The organism is Caballeronia ptereochthonis (assembly GCF_001545075.1).
In the GTDB taxonomy this organism is placed as follows: Bacteria; Pseudomonadota; Gammaproteobacteria; order Burkholderiales; family Burkholderiaceae; genus Caballeronia; species Caballeronia ptereochthonis.
Genome location: NZ_FCOB02000025.1, coordinates 99,694 through 123,663 on the forward strand (window position 1 = coordinate 99,694; position 23,970 = coordinate 123,663).

Annotated in this window: 22 protein-coding genes; 11 read left to right on the top strand and 11 right to left on the bottom strand. The window is 62.9% G+C overall.

Going from position 1 to position 23,970, the window contains the following annotated elements:
* Positions 1 to 154 precede the first annotated feature (154 nt).
* From AWB83_RS24815 to AWB83_RS24830, 4 genes are read left to right on the top strand one after another with little or no spacing between them, the layout of a single operon-like run.
* Positions 155 to 1,441 (top strand): aromatic ring-hydroxylating dioxygenase subunit alpha, encoded by a 1,287-nt coding sequence (locus tag AWB83_RS24815; RefSeq protein ID WP_087048255.1) that lies wholly within the window; start codon positions 155 to 157, stop codon positions 1,439 to 1,441.
* A 53-nt stretch (positions 1,442 to 1,494) separates the two neighbouring features.
* The gene (locus tag AWB83_RS24820) at positions 1,495 to 2,631 is read left to right on the top strand and encodes a zinc-dependent alcohol dehydrogenase (RefSeq protein ID WP_087048256.1); all 1,137 of its coding nucleotides are present in this window, start codon (positions 1,495 to 1,497) and stop codon (positions 2,629 to 2,631) included.
* Complete coding sequence (locus AWB83_RS24825; protein ID WP_087048257.1) at positions 2,622 to 3,122, top strand: hypothetical protein; 501 nt, start codon at positions 2,622 to 2,624, stop codon at positions 3,120 to 3,122. The genes AWB83_RS24820 and AWB83_RS24825 overlap by 10 nt, the downstream gene beginning before the upstream one ends.
* A gap of 46 nt (positions 3,123 to 3,168) precedes the next feature.
* A complete protein-coding gene (locus AWB83_RS24830) occupies positions 3,169 to 4,449 on the top strand; it encodes an MFS transporter (protein WP_087048258.1) in 1,281 nt (426 codons plus the stop codon).
* 705 nt (positions 4,450 to 5,154) lie between these two features.
* Here AWB83_RS24830 and AWB83_RS24840 read toward each other — a convergent pair.
* Both AWB83_RS24840 and AWB83_RS24845 read right to left on the bottom strand, forming a co-directional pair.
* Complete coding sequence (locus tag AWB83_RS24840; RefSeq protein WP_087048260.1) at positions 5,155 to 6,123, bottom strand: PDR/VanB family oxidoreductase; 969 nt, start codon at positions 6,121 to 6,123, stop codon at positions 5,155 to 5,157.
* A 42-nt stretch (positions 6,124 to 6,165) separates the two neighbouring features.
* Positions 6,166 to 6,963 carry an IclR family transcriptional regulator gene (locus AWB83_RS24845; protein ID WP_087048261.1) on the bottom strand — a complete coding sequence of 266 codons (798 nt, stop codon included), beginning with the start codon at positions 6,961 to 6,963 and terminating at the stop codon, positions 6,166 to 6,168.
* A 136-nt stretch (positions 6,964 to 7,099) separates the two neighbouring features.
* On the opposite strand from AWB83_RS24845, the gene AWB83_RS24850 reads away from it, so the two are divergent.
* The 4 genes from AWB83_RS24850 (at position 7,100) to AWB83_RS24865 (ending at position 11,088) form a co-directional block, all read left to right on the top strand.
* The gene (locus tag AWB83_RS24850; RefSeq protein WP_087048262.1) at positions 7,100 to 8,443 is read left to right on the top strand and encodes a Rieske 2Fe-2S domain-containing protein; all 1,344 of its coding nucleotides are present in this window, start codon (positions 7,100 to 7,102) and stop codon (positions 8,441 to 8,443) included.
* Positions 8,444 to 8,464: 21 nt separating this feature from the next.
* Positions 8,465 to 9,487 (top strand): aldo/keto reductase, encoded by a 1,023-nt coding sequence (locus AWB83_RS24855; RefSeq protein WP_087048263.1) that lies wholly within the window; start codon positions 8,465 to 8,467, stop codon positions 9,485 to 9,487.
* A gap of 82 nt (positions 9,488 to 9,569) precedes the next feature.
* Positions 9,570 to 10,628, top strand: coding sequence for an ABC transporter substrate-binding protein (locus tag AWB83_RS24860; RefSeq protein ID WP_244197874.1), 1,059 nt, complete (start codon positions 9,570 to 9,572; stop codon positions 10,626 to 10,628).
* A 94-nt stretch (positions 10,629 to 10,722) separates the two neighbouring features.
* Complete coding sequence (locus AWB83_RS24865; RefSeq protein WP_087048291.1) at positions 10,723 to 11,088, top strand: VOC family protein; 366 nt, start codon at positions 10,723 to 10,725, stop codon at positions 11,086 to 11,088.
* Between the two features lie 118 nt (positions 11,089 to 11,206).
* Here AWB83_RS24865 and AWB83_RS24870 read toward each other — a convergent pair whose 3' ends face one another.
* Genes AWB83_RS24870 through AWB83_RS24900 form a run of 7 tightly spaced genes read right to left on the bottom strand, consistent with a single transcriptional unit; the run spans position 11,207 to position 18,375 of the window.
* On the bottom strand, positions 11,207 to 12,280 hold the full coding sequence (locus AWB83_RS24870; protein WP_087048265.1) for an alcohol dehydrogenase catalytic domain-containing protein: 1,074 nt from the start codon (positions 12,278 to 12,280) through the stop codon (positions 11,207 to 11,209).
* A gap of 33 nt (positions 12,281 to 12,313) precedes the next feature.
* Entirely contained in the window at positions 12,314 to 13,351 is a 1,038-nt protein-coding gene (locus tag AWB83_RS24875; protein ID WP_087048266.1) for an NAD(P)-dependent alcohol dehydrogenase, read from the bottom strand.
* Positions 13,352 to 13,396: 45 nt separating this feature from the next.
* Positions 13,397 to 14,143 carry an SDR family oxidoreductase gene (locus AWB83_RS24880; protein WP_087048267.1) on the bottom strand — a complete coding sequence of 249 codons (747 nt, stop codon included), beginning with the start codon at positions 14,141 to 14,143 and terminating at the stop codon, positions 13,397 to 13,399.
* Between the two features lie 10 nt (positions 14,144 to 14,153).
* Positions 14,154 to 15,134 carry a sugar-binding transcriptional regulator gene (locus AWB83_RS24885; RefSeq protein ID WP_087048268.1) on the bottom strand — a complete coding sequence of 327 codons (981 nt, stop codon included), beginning with the start codon at positions 15,132 to 15,134 and terminating at the stop codon, positions 14,154 to 14,156.
* Between the two features lie 34 nt (positions 15,135 to 15,168).
* The gene (locus AWB83_RS24890; protein ID WP_244197875.1) at positions 15,169 to 16,050 is read right to left on the bottom strand and encodes a carbohydrate ABC transporter permease; all 882 of its coding nucleotides are present in this window, start codon (positions 16,048 to 16,050) and stop codon (positions 15,169 to 15,171) included.
* On the bottom strand, positions 16,047 to 16,976 hold the full coding sequence (locus AWB83_RS24895) for a carbohydrate ABC transporter permease (RefSeq protein WP_087048269.1): 930 nt from the start codon (positions 16,974 to 16,976) through the stop codon (positions 16,047 to 16,049). Before AWB83_RS24895 ends, AWB83_RS24890 begins: the two co-directional genes overlap by 4 nt.
* A gap of 28 nt (positions 16,977 to 17,004) precedes the next feature.
* Positions 17,005 to 18,375 (bottom strand): ABC transporter substrate-binding protein, encoded by a 1,371-nt coding sequence (locus tag AWB83_RS24900; protein ID WP_087048270.1) that lies wholly within the window; start codon positions 18,373 to 18,375, stop codon positions 17,005 to 17,007.
* 245 nt (positions 18,376 to 18,620) lie between these two features.
* On the opposite strand from AWB83_RS24900, the gene AWB83_RS24905 reads away from it, so the two are divergent.
* Together AWB83_RS24905 and AWB83_RS24910 are read left to right on the top strand one after the other, a co-directional pair.
* Positions 18,621 to 19,742 carry an ABC transporter ATP-binding protein gene (locus AWB83_RS24905; RefSeq protein WP_087048293.1) on the top strand — a complete coding sequence of 374 codons (1,122 nt, stop codon included), beginning with the start codon at positions 18,621 to 18,623 and terminating at the stop codon, positions 19,740 to 19,742.
* 363 nt (positions 19,743 to 20,105) lie between these two features.
* Positions 20,106 to 20,990 carry an EAL domain-containing protein gene (locus tag AWB83_RS24910; protein ID WP_087048271.1) on the top strand — a complete coding sequence of 295 codons (885 nt, stop codon included), beginning with the start codon at positions 20,106 to 20,108 and terminating at the stop codon, positions 20,988 to 20,990.
* 211 nt (positions 20,991 to 21,201) lie between these two features.
* On the opposite strand, the gene AWB83_RS24915 is transcribed toward AWB83_RS24910, so the two are convergent.
* Together AWB83_RS24915 and AWB83_RS24920 are read right to left on the bottom strand one after the other, a co-directional pair.
* Positions 21,202 to 21,498 (bottom strand): DUF4148 domain-containing protein, encoded by a 297-nt coding sequence (locus tag AWB83_RS24915; RefSeq protein WP_087048272.1) that lies wholly within the window; start codon positions 21,496 to 21,498, stop codon positions 21,202 to 21,204.
* 142 nt (positions 21,499 to 21,640) lie between these two features.
* Positions 21,641 to 22,084, bottom strand: coding sequence for a MarR family winged helix-turn-helix transcriptional regulator (locus AWB83_RS24920; RefSeq protein WP_087048273.1), 444 nt, complete (start codon positions 22,082 to 22,084; stop codon positions 21,641 to 21,643).
* Between the two features lie 152 nt (positions 22,085 to 22,236).
* Between AWB83_RS24920 and AWB83_RS24925 the strand changes: the two genes are divergently transcribed.
* Complete coding sequence (locus AWB83_RS24925; RefSeq protein ID WP_087048274.1) at positions 22,237 to 23,775, top strand: DHA2 family efflux MFS transporter permease subunit; 1,539 nt, start codon at positions 22,237 to 22,239, stop codon at positions 23,773 to 23,775.
* Positions 23,776 to 23,970 lie beyond the last annotated feature (195 nt).

The window sequence follows — 23,970 nt, forward strand, 5'->3', positions numbered from 1 at the left end:
TAAAGAACAGTGTTCCTTTATACGGAACACTTGGAAGACGACACGAAGAACAGAACCGTAAGCAACGGCATGAATGAAGGGCGCAGCGCATGCGGCGCGCCCGGTCCGCACGAAGACACGTCGAGAGACGACAGCAAACCCTGAGGCAAGCACTATGTTGAGAAAAGAGCAAAACGATCTGGTCACGCAAACCGGCCCTGGCAGCCCGATGGGCGAACTGTTCCGGCGCTTCTGGCTGCCCGCGCTGCTTTCCGAGGAACTCGCGGAGCCGGGCGGCGAGCCGGTGCGCCTGCAGCTGCTGTCGGAGCGCATGCTGGCGTTCCGCGATTCGACGGGAAAGCTCGGCCTCATCGACGAGTTCTGCGCGCATCGCGGCGTCTCGCTCTGGTTCGGCCGCAACGAGGAAGGCGGCATCCGCTGCCCGTATCACGGCTGGAAATACGATGTGAACGGCCAGTGCGTCGACGTGCCGTCGGAACCGGCCGAGAGCGGCTACTGCAACAAGATCAAGCTGAAGTCGTATCCGCTCGTCGAGCAAGGCGGCGTGATCTGGGTCTACATGGGGCCTAAGGACGAGCAGCCGCCGCTGCCGGCATTCGAGTTCTCGACCGTACCGGCGAGTCAGTCGTTCATGAGCAAGCGGCTGCAGGAATGCAACTGGCTGCAGGCGCTCGAAGGCGGCGTCGATTCGAGCCACGTCTCGTTCCTGCACAGCGGCAGCCTCAACACGGACCCGTTGTTCAAGGGCTCGCGCGGCAATCAGTACAACCTGTCCGATCTGAGCCCGGTGTTCGAAGTGGTGGAATCGGACGGCGGCCTCTTCATCGGCGCACGCCGCAACGCCGAGAACAACCAGTACTACTGGCGCATCACGCCGTGGGTCATGCCCTGCTTCACGATGGTTCCGCCGCGCGGAGACCATCCGGTGCACGGTCACTTCTGGGTGCCGATCGATGACGAGAACTGCTGGGCCTGGAGCTTCGATTACCATCCGACGCGCGACCTGACCGAAGCCGAAGTGCAGGCGATGAAAGACGGCAAGGGCATCCACGTGCGCTACATCCCCGGCACGTACATTCCGCTGCAGAACAAGACCAACAACTATCTTATGGACCGCGCCGCGCAGAAAGCGGGCATCACGTATAGCGGCGTCGAGGGCATCGCGATGCAGGATGCCTCGCTGCAGGAAAGCATGGGCCCGATCCAGGACCGCACGCGCGAGAATCTCGTGTCGACGGACAACGGCATCATCATGGTGCGCCATCGCTTGATGAAGGCAGCGCGTGCGCTCGCCGAGAAGGGCATCGAGCCGCCGGGACGCGATCCGGAATCGCAGAAAGTGCGCTCGGTCGCGATCGTCCTGCATCGCGACAAGCCGTTCAAGGAAGGCGCGCACGACGCGCTTTATGCGGAAGCGGGCAAGGCACACACCACCATCTGACGAGGGCGAGCGCGAGGCTTCATGACTCATGAAGCCTCGCGCGCATTTCACGCATGAACGAAGCACATCGACATAGCGAATCCTCGCGCACCTTCAAGGCAGCCGTTGCTGTCGCGCCTTCGCGCACGGAGATTCAGACGTTCGAGCGGCCGGACATCACCGCATCGACGGGGCTCTTGCGCGTCGCGATCACGGGCGTGTGCGGCAGCGACGGCCCCTACTATCGTCAACTGCCGCAAAGTCGCGGGCCGCTGATTCTCGGGCATGAAACGGTCGGGCATATCGAGGAAGGGGGGGAGCTCGCGCGCGCGCGATGGGGCCTGAAGGAAGGCGATTACGTCGCACTCGAAGAGTACGTGCCTTGCGGCCATTGCGAATACTGTCTCTCCAACGAGTTCCGTCTTTGCGATGCGACCGACTGGCGGCTCAACGGCCTGCGCTACGGAGCGACGGGCCTGCGCACCGCGCCGAGTTTCTGGGGCGGATTCAGCCAGTACCAGTACTTGCAGTTGAACACGGTGTTTCATCGCGTGCCCTCGAACGTCGCGCCCAAGCATGCGGCGCTCGCGCTTCCGCTCGGCAACGGCATCGAATGGGCTTATCTGCAAGGCGGTGCGGGACCGGGTCAGGCCGTCGTGATTCAGGGGCCGGGGCAGCAAGGGCTTTCGTGCGTCGTCGCGGCGCGCGAAGCGGGGGCGGCGAAGATCATCGTGACGGGACTCTCGACGAAGACCGATCGCGAACGTCTCGAACTGGCGAAGCGCCTGGGCGCGGATCACACCATCGAAGTCGATCAGGAAGACGTGCTCGAACGCGTCGCCGACCTGACCGGCGGCGCGATGGCGGATCTCGTCATCGATTGCGCGTCGGGAGGCCCTGCGACGGTCACATCCGCGATTCAGCTCGCGCGCAAACGCGGCACCGTCGTGCTCGGCGGCCAGAAGCGCGTGCCGATTCCCGAGTTCAACAGCGACATGATCATCGCGCGTTTCCTCACGATAAAGGGCATGCGCGGGCACAGCTATCAGTCGGTGGAGCTGGCGCTGCAACTCATCGCCGCGAATCGCCAGAATGTCGCGCAGATGAGCACTCACACCTTCGGCCTCGACGACACCGATCTCGCCTTGCGCACCTTGCAGGGCGAAGGCGTCGAAGGCGCGATCCACATGACGATCGATCCATGGAAGTGACGACGCCCGAACATCGCGCGCCCTCGGAGGTGCGTTTCAGGGTACGAGCCGCGAATTCCGCGCCGCGCCGCATCAGGGTCATTGCTCTTACGGATGACGATGCGGAAATGGGAAGATGCACCGGGCGCGCACACGCCGATGTGCAATTCGTGCGCGCAAGCGAGCTCGCCGCGCTGTTGCAGACGGACGGCACGGACGCCGCGAGCATCCTGCGTAGCGTCGATGCAAACGCGGCCGCATTGAATGCGTGGCTCGGCACGCCGGATCTCGTGGTGATCGCGGGCCGCGAAGGCGACGATGCGCAGGCGGGCGCGGTCGCGGCGCAGGCGTATCGCGGCCGCGGTGTGACCGTGTCGGGCGTGATCGGTCCTTCCGACGACGACCGCGCGCCGGCGCGCACCGCCGACCAGTTGCGTCCGCATTGCACGATGCTGATCCTCCCGGTAAGCGCGGGCTATCTGGAAGATCTGCTCGCCGCGCTAGGTGCATGAACAATCGAATTCGTCCACGCACGCGCGGACATGCAGGAGACATGCTTTGAAGCAAGACATCAATCGATGGTGGACCGTCCTTGGCGGCGCGATTTGCCTTTCCGTCGGCGCGGGCGTGATATCGGCGTTCATGTTCGGCACCTTCATCAAGGCGATCGCCGCGGAGAACGGCTGGAGCCGCGCGCAGGTGTCGCTCGGCCTTACCATCTTCGAGTTCGCGATGGGTCCGGGCACGATCGTGCTCGGCTCGCTGATCGACCGCTTTGGCGTGCGTCGTCCTACTCTGTTGTTCCTGCTGTTGTTCGCGGGATCGATTGCGCTTGTCGGCGTGATTCCTGTGTCGCTGGTGCTTTTCTGCCTCGTATTCGTGATGGTCGGCTTCTTCGCGCCTGGCAGCAATGCGTTGCCGTATGCGAAGGTCGTGTGTGCGCGCTTCGATCACCGGCGTGGGCTGGCGCTCGGGTTGACCGTGGGCGGCACGGCGATCGGCGCGATGCTGATGCCGCAATACGCGGGCTATCTGCTTCGTCATTTCGGCTGGCGCACGGGTTATCTCGGCGTCGCCGCTTTGATGACGGTGCTTTCCATGCCCGCGCTTTATTTCCTCGTGAAGATGCCGCCGGGCGTCGACGAAGCGATCTCTCGCCGTGCGCGCGAGGCGCGTGCCGATTTGCCTTCGCTGTGGACGATCTTCCGTCACGACCGCACGTTCCGTCTGCTGGGCATTGCGATCTTCTGCATGTCGGGCGTGTTGCTCGCCCTGCTTTCGCAACTCGTGCCGATGATGACCGATCGCGGAGAGACCGTCCGCGCAGCGGGGACGATGCTATCCATCGCGGGTCTTGCTTCCGCGGTCGGCCGTTTGTTCGCCGGCTATCTGATGGACCGTGTTCACGCGCCCTACGTCGCGGCTATGTCGTTCGGTCTTACGCTATGCGGCGTGGTGATTCTCGCTGCGGGCGCGACCGGTGATGCTGCGATGGCTGCTTCGGCGATGATCGGTGTGAGTATTGGCGCGGAGGCCGACATCATCACGTTCATCGTGAGTCGCTATTTCGATTTGAGGTTGTTTGGCCGCGTTTGCGGGGGGATGTGGGCTTGCTGGGGTTGGGGAGCGGGGATCATGATTTTTCTTTCCGGACTCTGCTATGACCTCACGCATTCTTATCATCTGGCGTTGTGGGTATTTTCTGGGCTGGTCGCCTTGTCGGTGGTTTCGATCATGCGCCTCGGGCCTTATGCTTATCCGGAGCAAGGGGATCCGAGGAAGGGTTTGAATACCTCGGCTGGTATGGGGCTCGATAAGTCTGTTGAAGTGAATTCTTGAGTTTTTTGTTGGGGTGGGTTTGCTTCGTTGCTTGCGCTTCTGTGGAATCCTGAAGTCTTAGTGGTCTATTAGCGTTGCCCCTGTGCGGGGCGGCAGTCACTTTCTTTGCTGCTGCAAAGAAAGTAACCAAAGAAAGCAGCTTTTGGCCCGGAGTGCTTGAGGCAGACTCGTTGTCATGGTTCGGAGTGGCCCAGCCCCTAAGTGTCGCCTTCAAAGGACTAACGGGGCGTGGCTCGCGCACGGTCTGCCACCTCGTATTGCATGACGGACTGGTTCAGCACCAAAGAGCTCCGGCCCGCTGCGCGACCGAAGGGTTCATCGGGTCTGCCCGTGCTTCTTGGATAACGCCTCCATCTCGCTGCATTCGCTAAAGATTGGTTTCCCTTGCAGACCCTGCGGCAGCGCGTAGCGCTGTGCCGGAACGCTTTGGGGCTGAACCAGCCACCTAAACGGACTAGCTCGTCAGACCGTGCGCGAGCCACGCCCCGTTAGTCCTTTGAAGGCGACACTTAGGGGCTGGGCCACTCCGAACCATGACAACGAGTCTGCCTCAAGCACTCCGGGCCAAAAGCTGCTTTCTTTGGTTACTTTCTTTGCAGCAGCAAAGAAAGTGACTGCCGCCCCGCACAGGGGCAACACCAATAGACCACTAAGAACTCAGGATTCCACATAAGAACAAGCACACAAACACACCAAAATCAAAAATCAAAAATCAATCACAATCCGCCCACCCCGGGCGCCAGAGCAACAAATCATCATCGTGTCCCCAGCGGCTTGCTCCCGCTCACTTAACACGCTATCCCGATGATCCGGCGTGCCTTCGATCACATCCACCTGACACGCCCCACAAATCCCCTCTTCGCAGGAATACGGCGCCGCAACACCCCCTTCGCGCAAGACCTGAAGAATCGTTTTACCTGGAGGCACCTCGAACTGCTGCCCCGTACGATGCAACTGCACGACGAACCCGCCTTCGCAAGCCGCCGCCGCCGCGCGCGGCGCAAAATACTCGATATGCACGCGCTCCGGATCGATCGATGCCGTCGCGGCTTCATAGCCCGCCAGCATCGGCTGCGGCCCGCAGCAATAGAAGTGCGAACCAGCAGGCGCATACGCGACGATCGCCGCGATATCGAGCACACGTCCATCACGCTCCGCATCGAAATGCAGCTTCGCCTGCGGCAACGAAGTCAAGGTATCGAGAAACGCAGCTTCGCGCCGCTCCCGACACGCGTAATGCAACTCGAACGATCTGTTCAGCCGCATCAGACGCTGCGCCATGCACCAGATCGGCGTGATGCCGATGCCGCCCGCAATCAACACCGTATGCTCCGCCGTCTCGCACAGCGGAAAGTTGTTGCGCGGCCCGCCGATATCGAGCATCTGACCGACGCGCAATTGCTCATGCATGAACCGCGACCCGCCCCGGCTCGCCCGATCCCGCTTGATGCCGATGAGATACGCTCGCTCGTCGCCATCGGCCGTCACGAGCGAGTACTGACGCATGATCCCGCTCGGCATATGCACGTCGATATGCGCGCCCGGCTCCGCACGCGGCAATGCCGCATTGTCCGGACGGCGAATTTCGTAGACGTTGATGTCGTCGGCGGCGTAACGGATCGCCGTCACACGCATGTTCATCGGCGCATCGGATGCACCCATCTGCAAAGACATGAAACCACTCCTCCTTACGTTCGGCGGCAGTGCGCCCCGAGTTCAATCTCTTCTGATGCCGTAGGCCGTGCTCTCGAGCACGCTCCTCATCGGCAGGCGCGGCTTGAGCGCGGCCGCGGTATCGAGCAGCATCTTGCGGAATACCTTCACCTGATCCGTCGTAAAGCGCGTGAGCAGGCCCGATACCGTCAGCGCACCGAGCAGTTCGCCGCGCTCGTTCAGAAGCGGCACGGCGACAGCGGCAAGATCGGGATCGCGATCGCCTTTCGATACCACCCAGCCGCGCGCGCGCACCGACATGCTCGCCTCCTCGCCACGCGATTGCGGATCGAATGCCCACAGCACGCGCCCCGCTGCCCCACCCTTCAAAGGATGACGCGAGCCTTCGTCCAGGTGATGCCGCGCCGAGCGCGGGGAATTCACGCGATACAGACAGACGCGCTCGTCGCCGTCACGCACGTAGAACGAAGCCGTCTCGCGCGTGAAGGTCGAGAGCTTTTTCAACGCGGGACGCACCAGATCTTCGAGGCTCACTTCAGCCTCGCTCAGTGCGCCCAGACGCCGCAATTCCGGCCCGAGCGTGAAATGCCCGCTCGCGTCGCGTTCGAGAAAACGCATGTGCACGAGCGATGCGCACAGCCTGAGAATCGTGCTCTTGTAGAAGCCCGAGCGCTGCGCCAGCACGGCGAGCGACAACGCTTCGCCCGGCAGGCGGAAGCATTGAAGGATCGCAAGCGAACGTTCGACCGCTTCGACGCGCGGACGCTTGTCCTCGATCTCGTTCGCTTCGTCGTATGACGCATCCGTCTGCGCCGACTGCATCGGGTGGTCGAGGTTCATCGCGTCCGTCTCCTCAATGTTCGTTCGTGAGGGAATTTATAGCGCCGGACATTGATTCTGTCCAACAGAATTTGTGCCGCTTGTCAGAACGATACGTGAACCCTAATCTGCACTCACCTGAACATGGAGACGGAACATGCTGAGTGCAGCGATGAACGAAAGACTCACACGCGTCGGACCAGGCACACCCGGTGGCGAACTGATGCGGCGCTACTGGATTCCGATCGCGCCCTATTCGCAGCTCGACGAAGAAAACCCGGTACATAAGGTGCGCGTGCTCGGCGAGGACCTCGTGCTGTACAAGGACAAGAGCGGCACGCTCGGTCTCATCGGCGATCGCTGTCTGCATCGCAACGTCGACTTGAAGTTCGGCATCCCCGATCAGTGCGGTTTGCGCTGCCCATATCACGGCTGGCTTTTCAACGAAGACGGCAAGTGCGTCGAGCGTCCGATGGAAGCCACGCCGCGCGGCGAGATCAAGCAGAAGCTGAAGGCGTATCCGGTGCAGGAGCTGGGCGGTCTCGTGTTCGCGTACCTCGGGCCTCTGCCCGCACCCGCGCTGCCGCGCTGGGACCTCTTCGTATGGCCGAACGCGATTCGCCAGGTCGCCATCATGAAGATCGACTGCAACTGGCTCCAATGTCACGAGAACACGGGCGATCCAACACACAGCGCATGGGCGCACGGACACATGTTCCAGTACGTTCTCGAGAAGCAGGGACGTTATGAGGAAGCGGCCGCGCGCGCCGAACATACCTTGCATACGCGCCTGAAAACCGGAATCGGCATCAAGGAGCTGTATGCGAATCCGAGCACGCACGGCATCTCGAAGGGCGTGCGCTATTCGAAGGAGCTCGGCGCGGACGAGGACTACACGCGCGAGCACTCGACCGTGATCTTCCCGTTCTTCACGCAGACGGGCAAGACCGGCGCGCCGCGCAGCGAATATCAAATTCGCGTGCCGATCGACGACGAGCACACGTATCACATCTGCTATCAGGTCTATGCGGCGCCGCCGGGCGTCGAGGCGCCGAAGCAGGACATCGTGCCGTGGTACGAGCCGCCGCGCTTCGACGAGAACGGCAAGCCGATCCTCGATTATGTGCTCGCGCAGGACGCGCTCGTGTGGGACGCCCAGGGCCCGATCACCGATCGCTCGCAGGAATTGCTCGGCCGCACCGACATCCCCATCGTGCTGCTGCGCAAGCAACTCGACGAGCAGATTCGCCGCGTCGAGGAAGGGCTCGATCCGATTAACTTCTGGCGCGGCGAATCGCCGGACATCATCTACGGATCGGGCGAAGCGCCGGATTACAGCAAGCCGCTTCTCAAGCACAACTTCCGCAAGCTCTATCATCGCGGCTTCTTCAATGACGATGCGGACCGCTATGGCCCGATCATCGAGGATGTGAAGGATCTGCATCGCCGCATCGAGGAGGCGGAAATCGCCGCGCGCGAAGCCAGCGCGAGCACGACCTGATCAAGCGTCCGGAGGCTCGCGATGAAATACAGAAGCATCGGGCGCACGGATCTGAAGGTGTCCGAGATCGGCTTCGGCTGCGGCGGCAACGCGGGCCTGATGGTGCGCGGCAGCTTCGACGAGCAGTTGCGCATCGTCGAGGCTGCGCTCGAAGCGGGCATCAATTACTTCGACGTCGCGCCCGACTACATCGACGCCGAAGCGAACCTGGGCCGCGTGCTGCACGCGCTTGGCGCGCGCCCCCTGCTCAACTCGAAGGTCGAGATACGCGCCGGGAATCTCGACGATATCGCCGCGCATGTCGTGCGCTCCGCGGAATCGAGCCTGAAGGAACTGGGCGTCGATCATCTCGATGTGCTGCAGGTTCACAACGCGCCCGTGGCCGGATCGCGCGCGCCGGCCGGTAGCGACTATCACACGCTGGGCGTGCAGCATTTTCTCGGGCCGCGCGGCGCGCTCGAAGGGTTGAGACGATTGCTCGATGCGGGCAAGGTGCGGCACGTCGGCTTCGTCTGTCGCGGCAACGACGCGCCCTATGTGCGCGAGTTGCTCGCAACAGGCATGTTCGGCATGCTCAACGTGCCGTACACGTTGCTCAATCCGAGCGCGGGCATGGTGCTGCCCGCGAACCTTGAGGTCGACAAGGACGGCGGCGCCGTTCTCGACGATGCACGCAACGCCGGCGCGGGAGCCGCGGTCTACAGCGTGCTGGCGCGTGGCTTTCTCTCGGATCAGAGCGTCGCCGGAGAAGCACATCATCCGCTTGCGCGCGACATCTCCGCCAACGCTACGGATGCCGGGAAAATGCGCGAGAAGGCGGCGCGGGTCAGTTTTCTCGCTCGCGAAACGGGAATCTCGCTCGCGCAGGCTGCGTTTCGCTTCGTGCTCGCGCATTCCGGCGTGACGACGGCGCTCGGCGGATTCTCTTCGATGCAGCAATTGAAGGAGTTATGCGCAGTCTCCGGCATGGGACCATTCCCCGACGAACTCAACGCGCGCCTGCATCTCGTATGGCAAAGCAACTTCGCCGGAATGGCGTCATGATGGCGCATGTAGTTGCAGGTGCAATTATTCGAACGACCGACACGACGAGGCCCGAGACCCCATGACAACGACGAGAAGAGACATGATGCGTCTGGCCGGTACGGCGCTCGCGCTCGGCGCGGCCGGCCTGCCGATCGCGCCGAGCGCCAGGGAATCGCAGCCGCAGCCGAATCTCGCGCTCGCGTCATACGAAGGACCGGATCGCGCCGGGAAAATCCTCGCCGCCGCGAAGGAAGAAGGCGAGCTCAACTTCTACACGTCCATTGCACAGCCGGACGTCGCCCCGCTTATCGATCCGTTCGAAGCGCGCTACGGCATCAAGGTCAACGTCTGGCGCGCGGGCGACGAGCAGGTGGTGCAGCGCATCGTCGCGGAATCGCAGGGGCATCGCTATATCGTGGACGCGGTGCACACCGGTTCGTCATATCTCGACGCGCTGCGGCGCGAAAAGCTGCTCGCACCGGTGTCGTCGCCGGTGCTCGCGGAGCTCGCGTCGAACGTGGTGCCCGCGCATCGCCAGTGGGCATCGACGATGCTTTCGGTATGGGTTCAGGCGTACAACACGCGCCTCATCAGACCCGCAGACCTTCCTAAGCGCTACGACGATCTCCTCGCCGCGCACTGGAAAGGCAAGCTCGGCATCGAAGCGAAGAGCGCGGACTGGTTCGCGACCGTCGCCACGCAGATGGGCCGCGACAAGGGCATCGAGTTTTTTCGCACGCTCGTCGATACGAACGGCGTGGCCGCGCGCACGGGCAACTCGCTGTTGAACAATCTCGTGGTTGCGGGTGAAGTGCCGCTCGCGCTCGAGGTCTACAACTACATGCCCGCGCAGGCGAAGCGTCGTGGCGCGCCCATCGACTGGTTCGTGTTGCAGCCGGCGGCGGCGCGCGCGAACGGCGTCGCGCTTCTCACGCATGCGCCGCATCCGGCCGCGGCGCTGCTGCTTTACGACTACCTGCTATCCGTCGATGCCCAGCGCATCCTCGTCTCGCGCGACTACGTTCCCACCAATCGCAGCGTCGCATCGCCGCTGCAGGGCATCAGCGTCGCGCTCGTCGATCCGGCCATGACGATGAGCGAACGAGGCCAGTGGAACAGGACGTTCAACCAGATCTTCCTGCACGCGTCGGGATCGTGATGCGTGTGTGCGGGGCGTGGTGCCGATGGTGGCGGCGCGCCGCCACCTCGATGAACCGGTACACTGTGCGCTCCCGCCACGCCGACTCTTTCCGATGAGCCAACTCCTCGCGCTGCGCCCCTTCGTTCCCGCCAAGGACTTCGAGCTGTCCAAACGCTTCTACGAAGCACTGGGCTTTCGCATCACGCATCAGGACGACGACGTCGCCATGCTGAAAGCCGAAAGCTTCAGCTTCATCCTGCAGAATTTCTATGTGAAGGAATTCGCGGAGAACTGCATGCTGCAGATGCTGGTGCGTGATGTCGATGCCTGGTGGCGCGACATGAATCCCGAAGCGCTCCGCGAGCGCTTTCCCGTCAACGCGGCGCGCGCGCCCGCGATGCAGAGCTGGGGCATGAAGGTCGGTTTCGTGTTCGATCCTTCGGGCGTGCTTTGGCACGTGGCCGAGGCGCCTTTCTGACACGTCCGTTGTCCCGCGACGGCAGGCGTTCATTGAGCGCATTCGCAGCCTGTTCGCGCTTAGCACGATCGCTTGCCGGTTCCTGCCACATGGATTCACACGATGATTGCAGATGCAATCATTTCGGCTTGAGGAGCACCTTGATCGAATCGAGTGAATTCGCGACCTTGATGGCTTCGTCCCACTCATCCAGCGTGAAGCCGTGCGTGACGATGCCCTTCGAGGTTACGAGGCCGCGGGCGAGCAGATCGATCGCGACCGGATAGCAATACGGTCCGAGATGCGCGCCGCGCACGTCGAGTTCCTTGCGGTCGCCGATGATCGACCAGTCGACGGTCGTATCGGCGCCGAAGACCGAGAACTCCACGAAGCGCCCGAGCTTGCGGATCAGCTCCAGCCCTTGCGATACGCCCGCCGGAACACCGGTCGTTTCGATATATACGTCGCAGCCATAGCGGTCGGTGATCGAGCGGACCGTCTCCAGTGCGTCGTCGGTCTTCGGGTTGATGGTGATGTCGGCACCGTATTCGCGCGCGAGTGCCAGGCGCTCATCGACGAGATCGATCACGACAAGCTTCTTAGGCGTCTTCAGATGCGCGACCTGCGTCATCATCAGGCCGAGCGGTCCCGCGCCCGCGATCACGACGACGTCGCTCAACTGGATATCGCCGCGATTCACCGTATGGATCGAGCACGCGAGCGGCTCGATGATCGCCGCGTCTTCGAGCGAAATGCCGTCGGGGATCCTGTGTACGATCGCCGTCGGCGGAAAGCGCATGTACTCCGCCATGCCGCCATCGGCCACTTCGCGCTGAAAGCCGAAGATGTTGTGAACCTCGCACATCCAGTACTCGCCGGATTTGCAATAGCGGCACTTCGCGCACGGCACGATCTGCTCGGCGATCACGCGGTCGCCTTTCTGCACGCCGAAGTGCTCCGCCGCGCCTTCGCCCAGTTCCTCCACATACCCGAAGAATTCATGCCCCGGAATGACCGGCGCCTTGACCCACGGATTCGGGCCGCCCCAGAACATCTTCGCGCCCGACCAGCATTTGCAGTCGCTCGCGCAGATGCCGCATGCGGCAATGCGAATCACGAGTTCATTCCTGCCGGGGCGCGGACGCTCCACGCGTTCCACGCGATAGTCTTTCGGCGCGCGGCATACGATCGCCGTCATTGATGAATCGGGCATGGCGTGTCTCCGTATAGTTATGTGAGTTTCACTTCACTCTTCCAGTACGATCTGCACCTTCACGTCGGTCGGCACGCCGCTCGCCGCTTCCTCGAACGCCTTGATGCCTTCCGCGAACGGGAACGTGCGCGAGATGAACGGCTTCACGTCGAGCCTGCCCGATGCAATCAGCTGAATCGCGCGCGGGAAGATATTGGCGTAGCGGAACACCGACTCGATGCGCGCTTCCTTGATCTGCACGGCCACCACGTCGAGCGGAATCGCGTGCTGCGGCATGCCGACCAGCACGAGACAGCCACCCGGGCACAGCAGATCGACGATGCCTTCGAACGCCTTCTCGTTGCCGCTCGCCTCGAACACGATGTTCGCGCCCCAGCCGTCCGTCAGGTCGTTGACCACATCCAGCGCGCGTTTCTCGCGGATATTCACCGCGGTCACGCCCTGCACGCCGCCGATAAGATCGAGCTTCTCCTGAACGAGATCGCAGACGATCGCGCGACTGCATCCGCCCGCAAGCGCGGCGAGCGCGCACATCATGCCGATCGTGCCCGCGCCCAGCACCACGGCGACATCGCCAGGCTTGATCGCGGCCTTTTTCGCGGCCTGCAGGCCGATCGACAGCGGCTCGACGATTGCGCCTTCCGCAAAGCTCACGTTGTCCGGCAGCTTGTACGTGAATGCGGCCGGATGCACGACAAAGGGTGCGAGGCACCCGTGCACCGGCGGCGTCGCCCAGAAACGCACCTTCGGATCGAGGTTGTACATGCCTTCGCGCGATGCGCGCGATTCCATGTCCGGCACGCCCGGCTCCATGCACACGCGGTCGCCCACCTTGAGATGCTTCACCTCCTCGCCTGCTTCGACGACCGTGCCGGATGCCTCATGCCCCAGCACCATGGGCTCGTTCACGACGAACGGCCCGATGCGGCCGTGCTGATAGTAGTGAATGTCGCTGCCGCAAATGCCCACGGTATGAATGCGGATGCGCACGTCGCGCGGACCCACGACCTGCGGCAGGCTGAACGGGCGCAAGCTGATGCGCCTCGCCTCTTCGAGAACCAGTGCTTCCATCGTCGTTCCTTTGTACAGGGATATATGCGGCTCGTCGAAGTCGGCTCAGCAAGCCTGGAAACCGCCATCGACCAGAAGGCTCACGCCGTTCACCATGCTCGAGTCGTCGCTCAGCAGATAGGCGATCGTGCGCGCCACTTCCACCGGCTGCACGAAGCGGTTCAAGGGAATGCGCGCGAGCATCGGACCGGCCTTGGCAGGGTCGCTCCAGGCTTTCTCGCCCATCGGCGTCATCGTGACAGTCGGGTTCACCGCATTCACGCGGATGCCATGCGGCCCGAGTTCGTTGGCCATCACGCGCGTCATCGCATCGAGTCCGCCTTTCGATGCGCAATACGCCGCGTGCAGCGCGAAGCCCACATTCGCGGACAAACTCGACACGTTGACGATCGACCCGCCCACGCCGCGTTCGATCATGCTCTTCGCACACTCTTGCGCGACGATCATCGCGGCGCGCAGGTTCACGTTCATCGTCAGGTCGAAGGATTCGACCGTCGTCTCGAGAAACGGCTGCAATTCGGCGAGACCCGCGTTGTTCACGAGCAGGTCGACCGGCCGCGCTGCGCGCGCCGCCTCGCGCGCGGCGTTCGCATCGGCGAGCTCGACGGCGATGGTTTCGCAGCCCGTCTCCTTCTTCAAGGCGTCGAGATCGGCGGCGCTGCGGCTCAGTGCGATGACGCGCGCGCCGCGCTCGATCAGCAGATGCACGGTCGCATGGCCGATGCCCTTGCCCGCGCCCGTGACGAGCACGGTCTTGCCCGCGAACTCGCGGTTTCTGTCGATGGTCGTCATGGTGTCGTCTTCAAGGCTCGTCGCAGAGACGCCGCGCGGTGTCCTCATCGGTCACGAGCACCGACGGATAGCGCCCGCGCAACGCCGCGCGCGTCACGTGGAACTTCTTCTTGCCGCCGCTCACGAGAATCACGCGCTTGATCTTGCGCAGGTCTTCGAGCGTGATGGCGACGGTGCGCCGGTTCAGCGGATGATCGATCAGCTCGCCGTATTCATCCATGAAATGGCCGAGCATGTCGCCGACCGCGCCCGCCTTCTCCAGCGTGCGCAGTTGCTCGGGATTGTCGATGCCGTATGTCACGACGAGCGATTCCGTCAGATCGCCGCATGTGAGCAGCGCGAGATCCGAATTGCGCGCGAGCTCGTAGGTCTCGCGCACGGTCTCTTCCTGCAGGATCACGTCGCGCGCCTTCTGGCTGCTGACGTAGATCGGTGCGGCGAAGAGATAACCATCCGCGCGGCAGATGTTGGCGAAGTCCGACACGATGTCGAACGTGTTGATGCTCGGGCAATGCGACAAGCCACCCTGCAGCGACACCGCCGACACGGGCCCGTAGTGCCGTTGCGGCATCGCGCGAAGGACGGCGCGGATCGTGCGGCCCCAGCCGAGGCCGATGGTTTGCCCCGCGACGATCTGCTTCGCGAAGTAGGCGGCCGCGCCGATGCCGAGCGCCGCGTTGTTCGCTTCGTTATTCGCTCCCGTCGGCACGACGATCGCGCACTCCAGGCCGAAGCGTTTGGCGAGCGCTTCCTCCAGCGCGACGCACGGCGCGATCTTGCTGTTGATGGTGATCTGCACGAGCCCGGACTCGCGGCTCGCGGCAAGCAGCCGGTTCACGCGCACGCGGTTGCTGCCGATGCGCTGCGCGATCTCCTGCTGCGTCAGGTTGCCGACGTAGTAGTGCCACGCGACGCGCGCCTGCAGTTCCTCTTCCGAGTCGATGGCATCGTCCGCTTCTGCGAGGGCGATGGGCGGTGCGCTCTTGCTCATGTTTTCCCACTGTTCAATGAAAGGCGCCGAGATTCTATTTCACCGCGCCCATCGTCAGGCCTTGCACCAGTCGACCCGAAACCAGCAACGCGAACACCACCATCGGCAGGACGATCAGCGTGCCTGTCGCCATGATCTCGCCCCACGGCAATTCATAGCCGCTCATGTAGCTCGTCGCGGCCACCGGCGATGTGATCGCGTCGCTGCGCGTCAGCACGAGCGCATACAGCAGATCGTTCCACGAGAAGATGAACGCGAAGATCGCGGAGACGACGATGCCCGGCATCGCGAGCGGCAGGTTGATGCGCCAGAACACGCGCCACGGCGACGCGCCATCGAGCCGCGCGGCTTCGTCGAGCTCCACCGGAATGTTGCGGAACTGGTCCGTGCAGATCCACACGACGATCGGCAGGGAGAACGTCAGATAGAGCAGGATCAGCACGATATGCGTATCGACGAGGTCGAGCTTCGTCGCGATCAGGAAGAACGGCACCGCGAGCACGACCGGGCTCACCATGCGGTTGGAGATGAACCAGAACCACAGGTCTTCCTTGCCGCGGAATTCGTAGCGCGCGAGCGCATACGCCGCGGGCGTGCCGAGCAGGATCGCGAGCACCGTCGTGGAGCTCGCGATGATGAGGGAGTTGAGCAGGCTGCCGGCCACGTCGTGTTCGAAGAGCGCCGCCGAATAGTGATGGAAGGTCGGCGAAAAGAGCCATTTCGGCGGATACGCGAGCGCGTCGGCCTGGCTTTTCAGGCTCGTCGTGACCATCCAGTAGAACGGAAACACCGATGACAGAAACACGACCACGAGGCCGAGAAAGTGCCATGCCGTCGCGCGCTTTCGCGCGGCGCGCGCGCGTTTCGCGCGTTGCGAAATGCCGCCGTTCGATGCCTGCAAAGTCGGTGAACTCACGCGGCCTCCCGATACACGAAGCGGATATAAAGACGCGACAGCACGATCGTCAGAATGAGCAGAATGATCGCCTGCGCGGACGCCATGCCCTGATCGAAGAGACGAAAGCCCACGCGCTGGATATAGACGCTGATGAACTCCGTCGCGGTGCCCGGTCCGCCGCGCGTCATCGTGAAGACGGCGTCGAACATCTTGAGCATGTCGGCGGAACGAAGAATGAGAATGGCCGTCAGGCCCGGCAGCAGATACGGGCGCTGCAGGTGCCAGAGGATCATGCTCCACTTGGGCGTTTCGAGGCGCGCGGCTTCTTCCGCTTCCTTCGGCACCATCGAGAGCCCCGCGAGCAGGATCAGCGCGCAGAACGGCGTCCATTGCCAGACATCCATGATCATCACGGAGACGAACGCGAGCGTCGGGTCGGCGAGCCAGTCCTGCGGCGGAATGCCCAGCAGGCCCGTCAGATAGTTCGCCACGCCGAATTGCCGATTGAAGATGAGACGCCCGATGAGACCGACGACCGCATATGTCGTCGCCATCGGAATGACGAGGCTCACCCGCGCCGCCGCGCGCATCCATGGCAACTCGGTGCGATGAAGCAGCAGGGCGGCGAACAGCCCGAGCGCGACTTCGATTGGCAGCGTGAGGCACAGGAACAGCGCCGTGCGTCCGAGCGCGCCCCAGAACGAGGGATCCGTCAGCGTCGCGACGTAATTATCGAAGCCGATGAACGGCGTGCCAGAACCGAGATCCGCGAGCTTGTACTGATGAAACGAGTTGTAGAGCGCGAGCAGCAGCGGATAGATGCCGATGATCGCGAGCGCGGCGATAGCCGGAATCAGGAACCAGAAGGCGGGCGAACGCGGCAATATGCCGAAGTAGCGCGCGGGCTTGCGCGTTCGTCTCGCGTGCGTTGCAGTCGATGCCATTCGATCGCCTCCGGTTCCTTGAACGAAGTTACTTCAGCAAAGGCTTCTTGCCGTCGTAATAGCCCGCTTTCTTCAGGATGTCCTCGGTCTTCTGGCCGATGGTCTGCGCGCCCTCCTTCACCGTCACCTGGCCGAGCATCATCTTGCTGCCCCATTCGCCGATGACTTCCGACACCGCCGGCCACTCGGGGAAGCGCGGACGATAATCAGGCACGCCGCCCTGCCACGATTCGACCATCGGCTTCACGAACGGATACTTGTCCTGCACGGCCTTGTCCTGATACACGGCCGTGCGCGCCGGCACGCCGCCCGCTTCGAGGTAAGGCTTCGCCATTGCCTCGGACGTGATCCATTGAATGAAGAGCCACGACGCCGCCTGCTTCTTCGCATTCGACTTCGCGTTCACCGCGAGCGAGAAGCCGCCGAGCGCGGGCTTGAGTCCCGCCGGACCCTTCGGCTCGGTCGTGATGGCAAGACAGTTGCCGATCTTCGACTTGCTCGGATCGGTCAGCGTCGGATAGAAGGCGGACCATTCGGTGATCATCGCGACCTGGCCTTGCGCGAGCGCGTTGACCGCTTCGGCGTGGTCGAAATCGACGATGCCCGGCGGCATGTACTTCATCAGCTTCTGCCGGTATTCGAGACCCGCCTGCGATTGCGGCGACATCAGGTTCGACTTGAACTTCGCGTCGAGCAGCGAGCCGCCGTTCGGCCACAGCACACGCATGAAGCTGTCCGCGGATTGTGTCTCGCCGCGCCGCGATTGCAGCGCGAACGCGAACTTGTCGCCCTTCGTGAGCTTTGGCGCATACGTGTTGAGGAGCTCGTCCCAGGTCTTGGGCGGCTCGTCGAAACCCGCGTCCTTCAGCATGCACTTGTTGTAGAACATCAGGCCCGAGTAGTTATCGAACGGCAAGCCGTACGTGACCTTGTCCCACGTGCCGAACGAGTCGAGCAGGATCGGGAAGAAGCCCTTGAGATTCAGGTTCGGGTCGGCGAGCTTGGGGTCGTCGGTGAACTTCTTGATCGGCACGAGCCACTTGTTGCTCGCGAATTCGCCGATCCAAACGACGTCGACGAGCACGATATCCTGATCGCCGCCGCCGACGAAGTTGAGCACTTCCTTCTCGCGTGTGTTCTCGTAGGGAATCACTTCCCAGCGCACCTTGATGCCCGTCTCCTTCTCGAACTGCGGAATCAGTTGCTGCGCGGCCTTGTAGCCGGGACGATCGAGAAAGATGGCCTTGATGGTGGTGCCCGAATAGGGCTGCGCGGCTTCCTTCAGAGTCCAGGCTTGCGCGTTCGAGGCGGCGAACGCCGCGCCCGCCGCCAATAGCGCGGCTGCCGCGACGTGTTTGATCGGGCCAAGTTGCCTGGCCGGAATGAAGCGCTTCTTCATGCCTGTCTCCTTGTTTTTTATCGAGCGTTAGTGGCTTGCGGATTCGTCTGTGCCGTGCTTCCTTCCTGCGTCCAAAGATTCGAAACCACGCTGTCACGAAGCCCTCCCGGGCGTCGATCGTCTACGTCGTTTCACTTGTAATTTCGCTTTTACAATTGTATATTTTGGCCCGAACAGGTTGTCAAGAACAAAAATCGACGATGCATCCGATGCTGCGCTGCCGCAGCAGCAAACAGGAGACACGTATGAGCGCAGTTCATTTGCAGCAGATCCGCAAGACCTTCGCAGGCGTCGAAGTGCTCAAGGAAGTCGACATCGAAGTGACCGATCGCGAATTCATGGTCTTCGTCGGCCCTTCCGGATGCGGGAAGTCCACCTTGCTGCGCACCATTGCCGGCCTCGAGCGAAGCGACTCGGGACAAGTACTGATCGGCGGCGAGGACGTGACCGAACTCGAACCATCGCAACGCGGCGTCGCGATGGTGTTCCAGTCGTATGCGCTCTATCCGCACATGTCGGTGTACGAAAACATCGCGTTCGGGCTACGCATGCTCAAGCTGCCCGAGGCGCAGATCAAGGAGCGCGTGCATCGCGCGGCGGAAATTCTGCAGATCGGTCAGTTGCTCGAACGGCGTCCGCGCGCGCTGTCGGGCGGGCAGCGTCAGCGCGTCGCGATCGGCCGCTCGATCGTGCGCGAGCCGAGGGTCTTTCTCTTCGACGAGCCGCTCTCCAATCTCGATGCCGCATTGCGCGTGCAGATGCGCCTCGAGCTCATCAAGCTGCACAAGCAGCTCGACGCCACGATGATCTACGTCACCCACGACCAGACCGAAGCGATGACGATGGCGGATCGCATCGTCGTGCTGAATCATGGGCGCGTGGAGCAGATCGGTTCTCCGCTCGAGTTGTATCGCACGCCGCGCAATCGCTTCGTCGCGGGTTTCATCGGTTCGCCGAAGATGAACTTCATGGACGTGCGCGTGACGCGCGTGGATCAGGCGGGCGTCACCATCGAGCTGCCCGGCGGCGAGCCGCTCACGCTGCCGTTCGCCGCTTCGTCGGTGAAGACAGGCGAAACGCTCACGCTCGGCATCCGGCCCGAGCACTTCATCGAAGCATGCGGCGGCGACATCGACAGCGGTCTCAGCGGCGAAGTCATGGTGATCGAGCATCTCGGCGGCGAGACGTTGCTGCATCTGCGCTTGCCGAACGAACTCGTGATCCAGGTGAAGGGCTCGGGCGAATCGACCGCCGTCGAGGGACAGCGCCTGAACGCGGGCTTCAGCATTCGCCACGTGCATCTGTTCCGCGAGGACGGCAGCGCGCTCGAGCGCATGCGGCCGGTCGCCGAGACGGCCACGGCCTGAAGCCGCCGTAGGACGAGAACAGGCCGTCGCGACGATCACGTATTTATTCCCGGCAGCGGATGCCCCGCCGATAGCCGGGATTACAAAAGCTGCGCTTTCCGTCTGCACAAAACTGCAAAAAGGCGCTCTGACGCCGAGCCTGCTATGTGCGCGACCCCACATAAACCGTGACGCACCACGGATTCGTTACGTAAGCCTGATCGGTTGATGACGACCTGCGTCGATATCGCCACAGGCAGTGGCGCCCGCGCACGTTTTCAGCCATGACACTGACAGAAACGCGCATCGAACGGCCAAATGCGGCGGTTCTGGCACGACTCGTGCGACCGTTACCACGACCAACTGGGAGGGGACGGCTCAAGCATGAACAGAACGACACACGGCTCGCCTGCCGCGAACGCCGCGCCGAAGTCAGATCATGCATTCAGGCATCGCATGCTCGGAGGCCTCAAGGCCGGCGAGTTCCGCATCGCCTATCAGGGAATCTACCGAGTCGACAGCGGCGAGCTCGCGCAAATGGAAGCGCTGATCCGCTGGCGTCATCCGGAGTACGGCGTGCTGCTGCCAGGCGCATTCAGCGAGGCGTTCAAGGACGCCGAAATCATGCTCGAACTGACATGGTTCGTGATGGACGCGGTCGCGTCCGACATCGGCGCGTGGCGCGCCCGTGGTGGCGCGCATTATCCGGTCGCGGTGAACGTGCCGCCATCGATTGCCGCGATGCCCGGCTTCGCCGAGCGGATGGAAAGTATCTGCCGCGCGCATGGCATCACACCCGATTGCCTCGAACTCGAGTTGTCGGAAAGCGAGGATCTCGCGCGCTTTCCAGGCATGCAGAACGTAGTGCGCCGCTTCAGGGGCAAGGGCGTAAGCATCGCAATGGACGATTTCGGAACGGGCTATGCATGTCTCGGCGCGCTCGGGCCGATCGACTTCGACACCGTGAAGATCGCGAAGGAGTTGCTCTCGGAAGCGCCGCGCTCTCCGAATGCGTGCATGGTGTTCTCGTCGGTGCTTGCGCTGCTGACGCGCCTCAAGGTGGCGATCGTCGTCGAAGGCGTGGAGACGCGCGCGCAGGCGCAGTGGCTCGCGCAATGGCCGCATGTGCTCGCACAAGGGTTCTTCCTCGCGCGGCCCGCATTCGGCATGGACAATGTGCCGGGCGTGCGACTCGCGAAGGCGATCTCGCGACGCGGGACTTCGCGCCGCGATGGACATCGCGGCATGCGGTTCGCCGACGCGGCATGAAGGTTCACGGACCGGATCTGTTCATCGCATAGTCCGACCGTCAAGCGCTTCTGGCAGCCCTCGTAAGCCAGAGTTTCGCCGGTGCATTGCGTGCGCCGGCGCTTTTTTTGGGGTGGCGCGCTTATCGAGCGGAGTCCGCGCATCGACGCGAGCCTGTCTTGTCAAGTGGATCGAAGCGCGGGCGCATCCGCGCTTCAGCATGCACGCCATATCACGGCGCCGATGCCGGCGCGGGCTTGCCGGCCTTCTGCGCGTTGATCTTCGACTGCGCGTTCTGGATGTTCTGCGGATAGTTGGTCTGTTCGCCGGCCGGGTTGTAGCCGTTCTGCTCCAGCTGCTTCAGCTCCGCGTTCTTCTTCGCGCGCGCCGCCGTGCGCTCGGCTTTCCTGACCTGCTTCGGCGTGGATGCCGCCGAATCAGTCTGAGCCTGCGCCGGCGCGACGGGCAATGTGACGAGCGCAGCGACGGACAATGCGATGACGGCCAACGGTACGGTACGTTTGTTCATGATCGATTTTCTCCGGATGGATGGCGACGGTTGACAACGGCGCTTGCGAGGACCGCGTCAGCAAAAAGCGATCCACGCGCAGCACGTTAGCACGGCCTGTCGAATCCGGCAGCGAACGAGTCACCGGCTCATCCGGGGTCGTTCAGCGATCGACGATGCGGCTCAGATTCCCGCGCACGCGCTGCAGCAGCGCGATCAACTGCTCGCTTTCCTGGCGGCTGAAGCCCGCGAGCGCCTCCGACGTGATCTCGTCGCCGACGCGGCGCGCCTTGTCGAGCGCCTTTTCCGCCTTCGCGGTCATGCGCACCTGCCGCTCGCGGCGATCGTCGGGATTGGGGCGGCGCTCGATCCAGCCGCCCTCCTCCATACGGTCGAGCAGCCGGCCGGCGGAGATCGGCGCGACTTCGAGGAGCTCGGCGAGCCGCGCCTGATTCACCTCGCCGTAGTGCGAGAGATACGCGAGCACGCGGCATTGCGAGCGCGTGAGATTGAGCGACGACTTGGCCAGCTCGTCGAACCGGTTGCCGCACAGGCGGTCCACGTCCGCGACCAGGAAGCCGAAGCGTTTGTCGAGTTGGGTTTCCATCGCGCGATTATATGTAAGAGCTTTCGTCGCGTGCGCATGCACATGCGCGTCGCCCTGGGATCGACCGCATTGCGGCGCAGCGCTCACGGCTTATAATAAGCCTGCTTATCATCACCCTACTTATAAACAGCCGCTTGTGGGCGGCCTGATCCATGTCCTCCGAAGCCTCAACGGAAAGCGCCGCGGCGCCCCTGAACCGCGGCATGCTGACCGTCTCGATCATGCTCGCCACGCTGATCCAGACGCTCGACAGCACCATTGCCAACGTGGCGCTGCCGCACATGCAGGGCAGTTTGTCGGCGTCGCAGGATGAAATCACGTGGGTGCTCACGTCGTACATCGTCGCGGCGGCGATCGCCACGCCGCTCACCGGGTGGCTTTCCGATCAGTTGAGCGTGAAGCGGCTCCTGTGCGTTTCGATTGCGGGCTTCACGGTGGCGTCGGCGTTCTGCGGGTTGTCGGAGACGCTCGCGCAGATCGTCGCGTCGCGGTTGTTGCAGGGGATTTTCGGGGCATCGCTCGTACCGCTGTCGCAGTCGATTCTGCTGGACATCAATCCGCGCGAGAAGCAAGGCCAGGCGATGGCCGTGTGGGGCATGGGCGTGATGGTCGGGCCGATTCTCGGGCCGACGCTCGGCGGCTGGCTCACGGACAGCTACAACTGGCGCTGGGTGTTCTTCATCAACGTGCCGGTCGGGGCGTTCGCGCTCTTCGGCGTGTTGACTTTCCTGCCCGCGCAAGCGGCCCGGCGCGCAGTGAAGTTCGACGCGTTCGGCTTCGCGACGCTCGGTCTCGCGATCGGCGCGTTTCAGGCGATGCTCGATCGCGGCGAGCAGCTCGACTGGTTCGGGTCGATGGAGATTCGCATCGAGGCGCTGCTCGCGGCGCTGAGTTTCATTTTCTTCGTCGCGCATACGGCAACCGCGGGTCCGCGCTCATTCTTCAAGTATCGGTTGTTGAAGGACCGCAACTTCGCGACCGGGACGTGCTTCATCTTCGTGATTGGCGCGGTGATGTACGCGACGCGCGCGCTTCTGCCGCCGATGCTGCAGAACCTGATGAACTATCCCGTCGCGACGACGGGCCTCGTCACGGCGCCGAGCGGCGCGGGCACGATGATCGCGATGCTCGTCGCGGGGCGGCTTCTGAAGCACATCGATGCGCGCCTGATGCTGTTATCGGGCTTTCTGATTTCCGCGTTCGCGCTCTGGCAGATGATGCATTACACGATTGTGCTGTCGGCGTCGGATATCGTGTGGCCGGGTGTGATTCAGGGCTTCGGGCTCGGGCTGGTGTTCGTGCCGTTGTCGGCGCTGACGTTCTCGACGCTCACGCCGGAGTTGCGTGCCGATGGCACGGCGACGTATAGCCTCATGCGCAATATCGGCAGCAGTATCGGCATTTCGATCGTGCAGACGCTGATGACGCGCAACACGCAGATTGCGCATGCGGACCTTGCTGCGCAGGTGACGCCGTTCAATCCGGCGATGCGGTCGATTTTGTCGGGGGGGTCCATGCAGGACATGGCGATGCTGAATCAGACCATCACGCAGCAGGCTTCGATGATCGCGTATCTCAATGATTTCAAGCTGATGTTCGTCGCGACGTTGCTGGTGGTGCCGTTGTTGTTGTTGATTCGGCCCGCGAAGGGGGCCGCTGACGAGGCGGCCGCGCATGCGGCGATGGATTGATTTTGGGTTTTTGTTGGGGTTTCTGTGGAATCCTGAATTCTTAGTGGTCTATTAGCGTTGCCCCTGTGCGGGGCGGCAGTCACTTTCTTTGCTGCTGCAAAGAAAGTGACTTTACCAAGCCAAGTAAGCGGTCCGACCAATCTCCAAAGGCCGTCGAGTATTTGAAGCCCGCCAGTGAGCGGGCTTTTTTTGCCT